Below are 11821 nucleotides of genomic sequence, written 5' to 3'. Positions count from 1 at the left end.
CTCAGAAGTCGACGCTGGCAGACAGCTTCAAGGTGCGCGGTTCGCTGACCGTGGCGTAGCCGGGGTTGAACACACCCGCCCAGTAGGCACGGTTTTCGACGTTTTCCAGGCTGGCGCGCAGGGTCACGTCCTTGCTCAGCACCCGAGTGGCATAGCGCGCCCCAAGGTCGTAACGCGTCCACTGCGGGATCTTCAGGGTGTTTTCGTCGTCCAGGTACTGCGAGCTGCTGTGGATACCCAAGGCCGTCAACGTCAGGCCCTGGACCCAGGGCAAGTCCCATTCGGCGCCGAGGTTGGCCGACCACTGCGGCACCCCACGGGCGGTGTTGCCGTCCAGGGTGCCATTGGCGGTCTTGCTCAGTTCGGCGCGGGTATAGGTCACCCCACCCAGCAGGCGCACACCCGGGGCGGCTTCGCCAAACATGTTCCATTCCACACCACGGTTTCGCTGCTCGCCATCGTCGGTGTACCAGAACGTACTGCCGCTGGTGTTTTTCACCATGCTCGGCTTCTCGATCTGGAACACCGCCAGGGTATGGCTGAAGGTGCCCAGGTCCCACTTGATGCCGGCTTCCATCTGCTTGGCCACATAAGGCGCGAACTGCTCGTCCTTGTTCAGCGCGCCGACCTCGGTCACCGTGCCACCCTGGGTCAGGCCTTCGATGTAGTTGGCGTACAACGACACCGGCGCATCCCAGGGCTTGACCACAATGCCCAGGGCCGGGGTGACTTTGCGCTCGTCATAGGCCGACGGCTTGCTCATCTTCTGCCGCACGCGCTGGGCGCGGGCGCCGAGGGTCAGCAGCACGCGCTCGTCAAGCAAGCCCAGGGTGTCGGCCAAGGCAAAGCTGGACAAGGTATTGTCGCCGGTCTTGACGTTCGAGCCATGGTCACCGGCAATTATCCCCTTGCTGGGGTGGTAGAGGTTGGTGTCGTAGGTGGGGCCGGTGACCGTCGGCGCACGGCCGATGTCCTGGTGCAGCAGCGAACTGCTGAACACCAACTGATGACTGACCGGGCCGGTCATGAAGTTGCCGCGCAGCCCCGCCTCGCCCGAGAGGCTGTGGGTGTAGCCGGCCTGGTTGTAGGTCTGCCCCTTGGCGCTGCCGTCAGGCGCCTGCACGCGGATGCGGGTGCCGTTGAGGAAGCCATCGTAATAGGTGCGTGCGCTGCCGACACTGGCGAAGGCCGCCCAGTCGTCATTGAGCTGGTACTCACCATGCAGCACAACGGCCTTGCTGACCTGCTTGGCGTAAATGCCTTCCAGCACATTGGTGTCGGGCTTTGGGGCCTTGGTCACGTAACCCAGGTCATTGAACCCTGCCATCATCGGGCTGCCGTTATCCAGCTTCTCGTGGATCTCGTAGGCATCCAGCTCAAGGGTGAAGTCATCGCCGCGGTAATCCAGCGCCAGGGCAGCCAGGGTACGGTCCTTGGACTGGTCGTCCACGCCCGTGTCGCCGCTGCCGTACACGCCGTTGAAGCGAATACCGAAGCGGCCATCCTCCGAGCGCCGCCCCACGTCGATATGCTGGGCGAAGAAACCGTCGGACACATAGCTGGTGGTTAGCCGGGTCAACGGCGCATCGCCGGCGCGCTTGGGCACCAGGTTGACATTGCCCCCCACCCCACCATTGGGCGCCATGCCGCTGAGCAGTGCGCTCGGCCCCTTGAGCACCTCTACCCGCTCGAGGAACTCGGTGGGCACGTGGCCATCCGGTGCCAGGCCGTACAGGCCATTGACCGCCAGCTCGGAGGACTCCAGCCCATAACCACGGATCATGAAGTTCTCGTAGGCATGGCCTTCGCCGGTGCTGAAGCGGATCGACGGGTCATTGCGCAGTACCGCCCCCACCGTGCCGCTCTGCTGGTTGGCAATGGTCTGCGAGGTGTAGGCGGTGATGTTGAACGGTGTGTCCATGATGTCGCGGTTACCCAACAGCCCAAGCCGTGCACCACGGGCCACCTGCCCACCAGCGTAGGTTTCGGGCAGGTCGCTGTTGAAGCCAGCGGCGTTGACGTTGGTGGCGCCGAGGGTAACGGCACCGTCTTCGGCCACGCTGCGCAGAATCACCACGCCATTTTGCTCTTCGGCCACCAGGTCGGTACCCGCCAGCAGTTGCTGCAAGGCCTGCAGCACGCTGAAACGCCCGCTCAAGGCCGGTGCCTGGCGGCCGGCAAGCAGTCGGCTATCAGCGGCAATGGCCACACCAGACTGCTGCGCCAGCGCATGAACGGCGGCTTCCAGCGACTGGCTCGGCAGGTTCAGGGCCAACGGCTGGCTGTCGGCCAGGGCCATGCCCGGTGACAGCAGGCTGCCCAGCGCACAGGCCAGGGCCAGGTGACGCAGCGGCGTGGGGGCTCGGGGGGTAGCGAACGACATGAAGGGTCCTTGCTCAAGTGGGTTCACTGTTGATGACGCCGTTCGCGCGGCTTACCCCTCAAAACGTTTTCAGCGCGGCAACAGCCGCACCCTGCCCTGCCGCTCGTCCAGGTGCACCGGCAGGATGCGCGGCAACGCCGCCAGCAGTTTCTGTGGCTGGTCACTGGGAAAACTGCCCGTCAGCCGCAGCCCGGCCACCTCCGGCGCAAGCGCCACCGGCTGAGGCAGGTAGGCATTGAGTTCGCCGACCACCTCGGCCAGCGACTGGTCAGTGAAGGACCACCAGCCACGCTGCCAGTGATCAAGGTTCGGGCCGAATTGCGCGCCCTTTTGCAACTCGCCCAGATGGCCCTGGCGATCAATATCGACCCGCTCCCCGGCCCCCAGAATGCGTTCGCCACCGTGCAGGTCCCGCACATGCACCCGCCCGCGCGCCACCGCAACGAACACCTGGTCGCCCCGGTCGCTGACCGTGAACGCGGTGCCCAGCACCTGCACACTGCCCACCCGGGTGCTGATGAGGAACGGCCGCCACCACTCGTGGGCGACGTCGAACAGGACATTGCCGTGGAGCAGCAGCACCTGGCGCTGGCCATGGTCGAAACGGATACGCAGGTTGCTCTGGGCCGCCACCAGCAGTTGGCTACCATCGGGCAGGGCCAACGCCCGCGGCGCTTCGCCGTGGGCGCTCATCAGGTCCTGCTGGAAGGCCGCGGTACGCTGGAACATCCAGCCCAGCCAGCCGCCTGCCCCCAGCAGCAGCGCCAACGCGCCGCCCTGGCGCAGCAGGCGCCGGCGGCTTGGGTCATAAGGCTGCGGCGCAATCGCCCCGCGCAGTTGTGGCGCCAGGCGATGCACCAGTTGCCAGCGCTGCTCGGCCTCATGCCAGGCGCGCTCATGCTCATCGCTCTTTTGCCGCCAGCGCAGCGCCTGGCCACTGACCTCGCGCACCCGCGCAGGGTCGTCCCCGTGCATGGCCGCCAGGTAGACCAGGGCTTGCTGCACCTTGCGCGCAGCCACCGGTTCAACCATGACGGGCGGCCAAGCGCAGTTCAGACAAATCGAACACCGCACGGGCGATATGCAGCTCCACCGCCTTGGCCGACAGCCCCAGTGCCTCGCACACCTCACGGTGGCGCTGCCCATGCAGCCGCACCCGCACGAACACCTCGCGGCGCAGGCGTGGCATGCGCTCGACCAGCGCGATCAGCTGTTGCAACTGCTCGCGCGCAATGAGGATGTCCTCCACGCTCGGGCTCAGCCCATCGACCCGCACCAGCCAGTCCTCCAGGGCCGCCAACTCGGTGCCGCGGCGCCGGTGCTGGTCGATGCACAGGTTGCGCGCCGCCTGGAACAGCAAAGCCCGGGCGTTGAGCACCGGCGCATTGAGGGCATAGGCATAGGCCTGGGCAAAACTGGACTGGGCGATATCGGCGGCGTCGTCTGGGTTGCGCAGCCTGCCGCACAGGTAACGGCGAAGGTCAGCGTAATGGGCCAGCAAATCATCGACGACTGACTGCAAGGCCGGCGCGGGGCCGCTCCAGGGGGGGTGGAAGGATGTCATGGGAAGTGAGCGTTGTTAATAGGAATTCCTATCATTCTCACACATGGGGTCGGCAGGTCGCTAGGCTCTGCATGAAATCCCGGCAGGAATGCTCAAACCGCGCAACGTTCAGCGAGGTTGCAATACTGCCCCTTGAAATACAGCAGTGGCTGCGCGGCAGCAGCTCCCTGCAGGTTTAACGCCTTCACCTCTCCAATGACAATCAGGTGATCACCCGCCACGTGCTCAGCGTGGATCTCGCAATCAAGCCAATGGAGGCTGCCGACAATAATCGGGTTGCCCAGCGGTGATTCCTGCCATTCGACGCCGTGCCACTTGTCCGTGCCTCGCCGAGCGAACTGGTTGGAAATCCTGACCTGCTCACCGGACAGGATATTGACCGCAAATCGGCCTGCCTGACGCATTTTGGGATAGCTGGCCGAACTCGCCATTACGCTGAATGACACCAGCGGCGGGCTCATCGAAACGCTATAGAACGACTGGCAAGTGAAGCCAATTGGTTCGGCATCAATGTGCGAGGTAATCACCGTGATACCGGAGGCGTAGTGCCCGAGCGCTTCACGAAAGCTCGACGGCGCGATAGCAGTACCGGGTAGTGGCATGGTAGATCCTGGGTAATGGGGGCACTCGAATGCGTCGGGGAAGGCCTGCATCAGCCCTCCCGTACCGTTTCCGACTTCAGTTCAATAAGGGTTCGAGAGCTCTCTTCGCACGATTTCTGCGCCTGCGCTCAACGCCTGCAGCTTGCCTCTTGCAACGTGGCGGGGCAAAGGAGCCATGCCGCAGTTGGTGCAAGGATAGAGCTTGTCGGCGTCTACAAACTGCAGCGCTTTGCGTAGGGTATTGGCAACCTCTTCGGGAGTTTCGAGGGTGTTGCTGGCCACATCGATGGCGCCAACCATCACTTTCTTACCGCGGATGAGCTCAATGAGGTCCATCGGCACGCGGGAGTTGTGGCATTCCAGCGAAACGATATCGATGCTCGATTTTTGCAGTTTGGGGAAAGCCTCCTCATATTGCCGCCACTCAGAGCCGAGCGTTTTTTTCCAATCGGTGTTGGCTTTGATGCCGTACCCATAGCAGATGTGTACTGCCGTTTCGCATTTGAGCCCTTCGATTGCCCTCTCCAGGGTGGCCACCCCCCAGTCATTCACCTCATCAAAGAACACGTTGAATGCAGGTTCATCGAACTGGATGATATCGACGCCCGCCGCTTCCAACTCCCTGGCCTCTTGGTTGAGGATTTTAGCGAACTCCCACGCTAACTTTTCGCGGCTCTTATAGTGGCTATCGTAGAGCGTATCGATCATCGTCATCGGGCCAGGCAGCGCCCACTTGATTGGTTGATCGGTTTGCTGGCGCAAGAACTTGGCGTCGTCCACAAAAACGGGCTTCTGGCGAGCCACTGCACCCACGACCGTGGGCACGCTTGCATCATAGCGATCACGAATCCTGACGGTCTCACGCTTCTCGAAGTCAACACCGCTGAGGTGCTCGATAAACGTGGTAACAAAGTGTTGGCGCGTTTGCTCACCATCACTGACGATATCAATGCCTGCCAACTGCTGCTCGTGCAGCGATAAACGCAAGGCGTCCTGCTTGCCCTCGATCAGTTCTTCACCTTGCAGTTTCCAAGGCGACCAAAGTGTCTCAGGCTGTGCGAGCCATGCCGGTTTAGGCAGGCTGCCCGCAGTTGAAGTAGGTAACAGTTTTTTCATCAGGGAGGAACCTTGTTCAATAGCGTGTTCAGTTGGCGAAGCGAGCGGACCACTGTTCAAGAACAGCCCGGTAAGGCTTGATGAACTGTTCCTCAGCAAACTTCCCTTGTTCGATAGCCAGGCGACTACGCTCTTCGCGATCATAAACAATTCGAGTCAACGAATAATCCTGGTGCTGCAAGCTGGGCCGGTAGGACTTCCCGGCTACAGAGTTGGCATTGTAAATCTCGGGTCGGTAAATCTTTTGAAAGGTGTCCATCGTGCTGATGAGGCTGATCAGCTCAAGGTTGGTGTAATCGCCGAGCAAGTCACCGGAAAAATAGAAGGCCAAAGGCGCCGCACTATTGGGCGGCATGAAGTAGCGAACCTGCAAGCCCATTTTCCTGAAGTATTCATCGGTCAACGAGTATTCATCTTGCCTGTACTCCGCGCCCAACACCGGGTGCAGGTTTTCAGTGCGGTGATAGGTCTTGCTGCTCGAAACACTCAGGCAGATCACCGGCGCCTTGTTGAAATGTTCCTTGTAAGCGCTCGAATTTACGAAGCACTTGAACAGTTTCCCATGCAGGTCCCCGAACCCTTCGGGGGTACTGAACGTTGGCTGCCCCTTGTTATGCCCTAACAACAGCACGCTGAAATCATAATCCCGCACGTACGAGGAAAAATTGTTCCCGACGATGCCGTCCATACGCGCGTTGGTTTCTCGATCGACAATCGTCGTTTTCAATATTTCAATCAAGGGAAGTGCCTGCGCACTGCGCCCGGCATCGACAGCCATCTCCACCGAAATTATTTCAAGTTCGACGGTGTAGCGATCCCCCTTGGGGTTATCCCAATGCGCCAGGGCATTGAAACGATTGTCAATCATCTTCAAGGTGTTTTGCAGGTTCTGTTGGCGGCTTTCCCCCCTCGCCAGGTTGGCAAAGTTGGTTGTGACACGTGTATTGTCTGACGGCTGATAATCTTCATCAAAACAAATACTCTTAATGGCAAACGCAAACTCATTGCTCATCTTCGCCCGACACCCTGATGCTGGAATGGATTGCAGTGCACGCTAGTATCCGGGCGACCGGAACGTTTACTTGCGCCTTGCAGTGGTGATTGGTATCTCGCAGCACGTGGACACACCACTGAACGTTTGGGTCGATCGACAAACGCTCACGGCCGTTCCTCGCCAAGCCGAAGCCGGTACGCATGAAGCCGAGGTTGAGTGCCGGTGCCAAGATAGCCTGCCCGTTGGTAGAAAATTCGATGAGGGGATTGTCACGGATCAGTGCTCCATGAGACAAACTCATTTTTTTTGCACACAAATGTAATTTTGCTCATGATCGATTTGAGGCACCTACGCACCGTCCATGCCCTGCGCGAGACGGACAGCCTGCATGAAGCCGCCGAACGCCTGCACCTGACACAGTCGGCGCTGTCGCACCAATTCCGGGAGCTGGAGGAACGCATCGGCATGCCCCTGTTCGTGCGCAAATCCAAGCCGGTACGCTTCACCAGTGCTGGCCTTAAGGTGCTGCAGTTGGCCGAGCAGGTGCTGCCGCTGATCCGCGCGACAGAGCGCGACCTGGGCAAACTCGCCAGTGGCAGCGCAGGCCGGCTGCACATCGCGATCGAGTGCCACAGCTGCTACCAGTGGCTGATGCCGTCGGTTGATGAATTTCGTGGCGCTTGGCCGGAGGTTGAGCTGGACCTGGCGTCCGGGTTTGCGTTCGCTCCCCTCCCGGCCCTGGAACGAGGGGACCTTGATCTGGTGGTGACCTCCGACCCTGTGAGCCTGCCGGGGATCACCTATGTGCCACTTTTCGGCTACGAAGCACTGCTGGCCATCGACAACCATCATGCCCTGTGTGACAAACCCTACCTTGAGCCTACCGACATCACCGAGCAGACGCTGATCACCTACCCGGTCGAGCGAAACCGTCTGGATATTTTCACCCGGTTCCTCGATCCCGCCGGCATCGAGCCCGCTCAGGTACGCACCTCTGAACTCACTGTGATGATGATGCAGTTGGTGGCCAGCGGCCGCGGCGTATGCTGCCTGCCGAACTGGGCCGTGCATGAGTACAGCTCCCGGGGCTATGTGACCGCCAAGCGCCTGGGAGAGCACGGGCTGCAGGCCACACTGTTCGCGGCGATACGCAGCGACATGCTGGAAGTACCCTATGTGAGGGACTTCCTGCTTACTGCCAAGGACACCTCGTTCGCTACTCTGGAGGGCGTAAATGCTGTTTCGGGGCGAGTTGATTGCGTTAACTGATGCAGGCGAAGGGTAGCCCTTACGTATGCACTTGCCCCGACAGCCGATTCAACACAGGAACACGGTGAACGGATGGTAAGTACGTCGGCTAGAGGTTCCGCTCCATCTTGATGATTTCGATGGACACCGGACTATTTCCACGTGAGAAGGTGCCCTCGCCTACCTTGCGAAAGCCAAAGTGCTCGTAAAATTTTTCGGCGGTCACGGTCGCCTCGAGATAGGCCTTGGAGTGGCCAGCGTTGCGTATTTGCCTCAAGGCCAGCTCCAGCAGTTGCTTACCAAGCCCCTGCCCGGCCCCGCTGCCGCGAACGAACAATTTGCTGACTTCATGGCCGTTAACTTCTACAAAGCCCTGGACTGCGTTGTCTTGCGCGAGCCATAGGTTGCCGCCGACGATGGCCTCCTTGTATGACTCAGGAGAGCGCCCATCGAGCCACAGGGTGATTTGTTCGGGGCGGTAATCGGCGGCACACAACTTTTCCACTGAGTCTTTGTGAGCCTGAAAGATGTTTTCGGCGTCTTCCAAGGTCGCCGGGCGGATGACTAGTTCGCTCATCAGGTGAACTCCAGTTTCTTTTTGGATTGATTTTTTTCCGGCGATCGCTGGCGGTAGCCCACCACTGAACTGATGCGGTCACTCGCCGTTGTTAGCGCAGCATTACACACCTGTAATGCCGAGTGGCGCGTCGCTCACAGCTTATCGAGAGGCTCAGGGAATGAGAACCTGCTCTCTCAACGCTTTACTTAGCCCTCGCACGCCCGGTCACGGAATCTGCCGCAAGGGCAAGGTTCGCGGCGCGCTGGTGGCACGGAATATGAACCCGCCCAACGATAAAAAGCATCCGACTTTGCCTATCCACAAGCACAAGCCTGGGGATTAGTGGCTGTGACAGCTCACAATCTTCGTCACTGAGCATAGGGTATTCCATCGCCGTCCCCAGGGAGCGGCGATGGAAACAACCTCCTACTCGGCTGGATCGTCCTTGACGTCTAGCCCAAGCACTTTTCCACATTGCTCACTGGCTAAACGGCTGATGATCCGGATCGCCTGGTGGATGCCTGCGGTACTGCGAAAAGTCAGGTGCGGGTTGTGTTCGCACTCGAGCATTTCATCGTGCTGCACCAAGGCTTCGCCTAGCAGCTCGAGGGTCCAGGCGTAGCTTTGGATTGTGGATAACCGTTCGTGCTCAGTCATGGGGCACCTGCTTGGGTGCGAGCGGGAGCCGTGAGGGGTCACAGAGGGGATAAAAGCGGTGGGGTTCGGGTGGCCGCGCAGGGCGGCGGCGGAGAACGGATGCGAGGATCCTGGATAGATTTTTGGCAAGCATGCATGAGGTCCTTTTCGGTTGACGCACCACACTGACCGTCGCCAAACGGTTAGGGTGGCAGCTGTACGCAGGTTGGCGAACCGAGGAAAAGGAACCCGGCAGACCCGAAGGTCTCCCACGCACAGCCGCCATTACACGAAACTGCGGGCGTAAAAAAAGCGCCTGCAATCGTGATCGGGGCGCCGTTGCGCCTTTTCGTACGGGTCGCCAAACCCGGTCGCAGAATGGTTGCGACGTGGGGAATTTATCCCCACGGGGCTGGTTGTGCAAGACGAAATAGCAGCCTGCGTCGGAGCAAGGAGCTGCGGCGTTAGTAAAAAACCTTACGTTCGGGCTTTGGGATCAAGTGGAATGCCGAGACAGACGGACGGTTGTTGGCCGTGAGGGTCCAAGTTTTGCGGGACTGGAATCTAGTGGATTTTTTGATGTACCCCATAGGGTATCTATAACTAGATCAGCTAGTTATGGCTTTGAGTGATCGAGTGTCTACTGAAGCTGGGGCGACTCACTTGGGTCAGACTCGTCTACCAACGCAGCGGGCAAGTGAGATTATGGAGTTGCTGCCGCACAGCTGGCAGCAGCCCACATCACGCTACGGGTAGAGAGCGCCTCAGAGTTTCAAGATCTTGTGTAGGTATATTGAAGCTCTGCAAAAACAGCATGTGACCGTTTGGAAGTTGCCATTCGTAGAAGTCTGAAAAGTCTCCTATGGCCAGTGCTCGGATTACTTTTGCAACAAAGCCGTGTGCTACAAGCAAAACAGTTTTGGAGGGATATTTCGATTCCAGCTCAGCTAAACCGTCTCGCACTCGTTTCACAACGTCGGAGATCGACTCACCATCGGTCGGCCCAGCATCCCAAAGTCGAGTGATGTTCTGCGACCAGAGTTGCGGATAGCGCTTCTTGGCATCGCCTTGGGTCAACCCCTCGAAAACGCCGACATCCCGCTCTCTGAAACAGTGCATTATTTCAGGTAAGAGCTTCAGGCGTTCGTTCAGAATACTCGCGGTTTGTACTGCCCTGAGGCGTGGAGAAACGACAAGTACATCAAGGCTTGCAGGCAATTGCTCGCAAAGCGTTTGAGCTTGCTGGCGGCCCAGCGCGGTAAGTTCTGGATCAAGAGATCCAAGGTATCGATGTTCGGCATTAGCCCAGGTTTCACCATGCCGCACGATGTATAAATGCATGAAATCCGTCTCAGCGAAATAAGGGATAGATGATACCTTCCATCGCCGGTGAACGCACCAAGACCAGGTTCGGGACAGGTGTCCTCCCCAGACGTTTACGCACCATCGACAACAACCCGGTGGAGAACACGATCAGGCCATGGGCGTTTGGGTGTAACCGTCCGGGCATCCCACCTTGCGCTGAGGTGCTAACGATTTACTGATCGTTGCGATCCGACGACTCACTGGAATTGCCTACCAAATAGCCAGCTAAGTCCTCAGCAGCATCCTCCGCCAGTAAGCCGACAACGACTGTAATGCCTGCATCTCGTAGCATTCTTATGCCCTCTCCCGAGTTTCTCGGATCCGGATCAAGCAACCCAACAAAAACTTTATCGACCCCGCTGTTTATCAGTGCCTGAGCGCAGGACGGAGTTCGGCCATGAAAAGAGCATGGCTCAAGCGTGACAAATGCAGTCACCCCGGAGCAGTCATTCGCTAATCGGCTTAACGCCATCGCTTCCGCGTGATAGAGCCCAGGTGCCTGTGTATGGCCTTGACTGATCACCACGTTGTCCTTTACCAGCACGCAACCTACTGGCGGGTTTGGAAGGCAGTCAGGTAAGGCTAAGCGCCCTTGGGCAAGAGCAAGCTGCATGAAATCGGCATCGGAGGTAAGACTAGTCATATTCGATTGGTACTCATCCTGGTGGCCGAATCTTGGCACATTGAATTAGGTATTGCTGTACCCGCGAAACTATCTACTTGCCGCGATACTACGCGGGCGCCCATTTATGCGGCAGCCGCTCCGAAATTGCACTTGCTCGTTGCGTCGGCAGACGCAGCGGGCCAGTGAGATCGGACAATTGCTGCCGCATCAAAGGGTTCCGTCCTGACTGCCCCAAGAAAAGCTGTAAGCGCACTTAGGCTTCAGTGAGTTTTTTCCGCAGAAAGCTCAAAGCCTCCTTGAAAACCTGATGCCAATTCTCAGAGGGCTCGCTCACGAGCGGATGCCAAAAGAATCTGAACTCATGGCCTCCATCATCTTCTGCAAAATGCACCCAAGTATCTGGAAGGTCTTGGGCAACATGACATTCATGAAATACCCATGTGTGTCCAGTTACGATGGAGCGCCGCTCCCCCAAATGTCGCCCAACTGTCGACTGAATCCCTGCTTCTTCTTTCAACTCTCGAACCGCAGTCAGCTCGGTTGACTCACCTGGCTCGACACTGCCTTTGACCAGTTGAAAGCCTGCTAATGGATGCTCGAAAGCTAAGACTTCCAGCGTTTCTCGGCTTCGCAGAACTACAGGACAAGATTTATCTGCTTCCATGCCGTCACACCTACTCCGAACCTTACCCGTATGTCGAGAAGCATAAGCGAAGCAAGCTGCCATCG

Annotated in this window: 12 protein-coding genes; 1 reads left to right on the top strand and 11 read right to left on the bottom strand. The window is 58.8% G+C overall.

The features are described 5' to 3' along the window. Position 1: 1 nt before the first annotated feature. The 6 genes from L6D80_RS10775 to L6D80_RS10750 form a co-directional block, all read right to left on the bottom strand. The gene (locus L6D80_RS10775) at positions 2–2383 is read right to left on the bottom strand and encodes a TonB-dependent receptor (RefSeq protein ID WP_176513458.1); all 2382 of its coding nucleotides are present in this window, start codon (positions 2381–2383) and stop codon (positions 2–4) included. A gap of 69 nt (positions 2384–2452) precedes the next feature. Continuing rightward, a complete protein-coding gene (locus L6D80_RS10770; protein WP_176513456.1) occupies positions 2453–3415 on the bottom strand; it encodes a FecR family protein in 963 nt (320 codons plus the stop codon). Next, positions 3408–3947 carry an RNA polymerase sigma factor gene (locus L6D80_RS10765; protein ID WP_054900652.1) on the bottom strand — a complete coding sequence of 180 codons (540 nt, stop codon included), beginning with the start codon at positions 3945–3947 and terminating at the stop codon, positions 3408–3410. The genes L6D80_RS10770 and L6D80_RS10765 overlap by 8 nt, the downstream gene beginning before the upstream one ends. A gap of 92 nt (positions 3948–4039) precedes the next feature. After that, entirely contained in the window at positions 4040–4549 is a 510-nt protein-coding gene (locus tag L6D80_RS10760; protein ID WP_176513454.1) for a flavin reductase family protein, read from the bottom strand. Positions 4550–4630: 81 nt separating this feature from the next. Beyond that, a complete protein-coding gene (locus tag L6D80_RS10755) occupies positions 4631–5665 on the bottom strand; it encodes a methionine synthase (protein WP_176513451.1) in 1035 nt (344 codons plus the stop codon). 28 nt (positions 5666–5693) lie between these two features. Continuing rightward, positions 5694–6677: a DUF1852 domain-containing protein gene (locus L6D80_RS10750; protein WP_054900649.1), complete on the bottom strand. Its 984-nt coding sequence runs from the start codon at positions 6675–6677 to the stop codon at positions 5694–5696. Between the two features lie 312 nt (positions 6678–6989). Between L6D80_RS10750 and L6D80_RS10745 the strand changes: the two genes are divergently transcribed. After that, positions 6990–7928: a LysR family transcriptional regulator gene (locus tag L6D80_RS10745; RefSeq protein WP_176513450.1), complete on the top strand. Its 939-nt coding sequence runs from the start codon at positions 6990–6992 to the stop codon at positions 7926–7928. 88 nt (positions 7929–8016) lie between these two features. On the opposite strand, the gene L6D80_RS10740 is transcribed toward L6D80_RS10745, so the two are convergent. From L6D80_RS10740 to L6D80_RS10720, 5 genes are all read right to left on the bottom strand, one after another. Continuing rightward, on the bottom strand, positions 8017–8484 hold the full coding sequence (locus tag L6D80_RS10740; RefSeq protein ID WP_054900646.1) for a GNAT family N-acetyltransferase: 468 nt from the start codon (positions 8482–8484) through the stop codon (positions 8017–8019). 408 nt (positions 8485–8892) lie between these two features. Next, complete coding sequence (locus L6D80_RS10735; RefSeq protein WP_054900645.1) at positions 8893–9123, bottom strand: hypothetical protein; 231 nt, start codon at positions 9121–9123, stop codon at positions 8893–8895. 720 nt (positions 9124–9843) lie between these two features. After that, positions 9844–10443 (bottom strand): histidine phosphatase family protein, encoded by a 600-nt coding sequence (locus tag L6D80_RS10730; protein WP_176513448.1) that lies wholly within the window; start codon positions 10441–10443, stop codon positions 9844–9846. 196 nt (positions 10444–10639) lie between these two features. After that, on the bottom strand, positions 10640–11110 hold the full coding sequence (locus L6D80_RS10725; RefSeq protein ID WP_176513446.1) for a bifunctional diaminohydroxyphosphoribosylaminopyrimidine deaminase/5-amino-6-(5-phosphoribosylamino)uracil reductase RibD: 471 nt from the start codon (positions 11108–11110) through the stop codon (positions 10640–10642). A 235-nt stretch (positions 11111–11345) separates the two neighbouring features. Beyond that, a complete protein-coding gene (locus tag L6D80_RS10720; RefSeq protein ID WP_176513444.1) occupies positions 11346–11756 on the bottom strand; it encodes an NUDIX hydrolase in 411 nt (136 codons plus the stop codon). Positions 11757–11821 lie beyond the last annotated feature (65 nt).

Source organism: Pseudomonas ceruminis (genome assembly GCF_021602025.1).
Taxonomy (GTDB): Bacteria; Pseudomonadota; Gammaproteobacteria; order Pseudomonadales; family Pseudomonadaceae; genus Aquipseudomonas; species Aquipseudomonas ceruminis.
This window is presented reverse-complemented; position numbering and strand designations above follow the sequence as displayed.

What these genes read in the sequence shown, in the direction of transcription:
- L6D80_RS10775 (WP_176513458.1), bottom strand. Translation starts at nt 2,383, where the DNA reads ATGTCGTTCGCTACCCCCCGAGCCCCCACGCCGCTGCGTCACCTGGCC.
- L6D80_RS10770 (WP_176513456.1), bottom strand. Translation starts at nt 3,415, where the DNA reads ATGGTTGAACCGGTGGCTGCGCGCAAGGTGCAGCAAGCCCTGGTCTAC.
- L6D80_RS10765 (WP_054900652.1), bottom strand. Translation starts at nt 3,947, where the DNA reads ATGACATCCTTCCACCCCCCCTGGAGCGGCCCCGCGCCGGCCTTGCAG.
- L6D80_RS10760 (WP_176513454.1), bottom strand. Translation starts at nt 4,549, where the DNA reads ATGCCACTACCCGGTACTGCTATCGCGCCGTCGAGCTTTCGTGAAGCG.
- L6D80_RS10755 (WP_176513451.1), bottom strand. Translation starts at nt 5,665, where the DNA reads ATGAAAAAACTGTTACCTACTTCAACTGCGGGCAGCCTGCCTAAACCG.
- L6D80_RS10750 (WP_054900649.1), bottom strand. Translation starts at nt 6,677, where the DNA reads ATGAGCAATGAGTTTGCGTTTGCCATTAAGAGTATTTGTTTTGATGAA.
- L6D80_RS10745 (WP_176513450.1), top strand. Translation starts at nt 6,990, where the DNA reads ATGATCGATTTGAGGCACCTACGCACCGTCCATGCCCTGCGCGAGACG.
- L6D80_RS10740 (WP_054900646.1), bottom strand. Translation starts at nt 8,484, where the DNA reads ATGAGCGAACTAGTCATCCGCCCGGCGACCTTGGAAGACGCCGAAAAC.
- L6D80_RS10735 (WP_054900645.1), bottom strand. Translation starts at nt 9,123, where the DNA reads ATGACTGAGCACGAACGGTTATCCACAATCCAAAGCTACGCCTGGACC.
- L6D80_RS10730 (WP_176513448.1), bottom strand. Translation starts at nt 10,443, where the DNA reads ATGCATTTATACATCGTGCGGCATGGTGAAACCTGGGCTAATGCCGAA.
- L6D80_RS10725 (WP_176513446.1), bottom strand. Translation starts at nt 11,110, where the DNA reads ATGACTAGTCTTACCTCCGATGCCGATTTCATGCAGCTTGCTCTTGCC.
- L6D80_RS10720 (WP_176513444.1), bottom strand. Translation starts at nt 11,756, where the DNA reads ATGGAAGCAGATAAATCTTGTCCTGTAGTTCTGCGAAGCCGAGAAACG.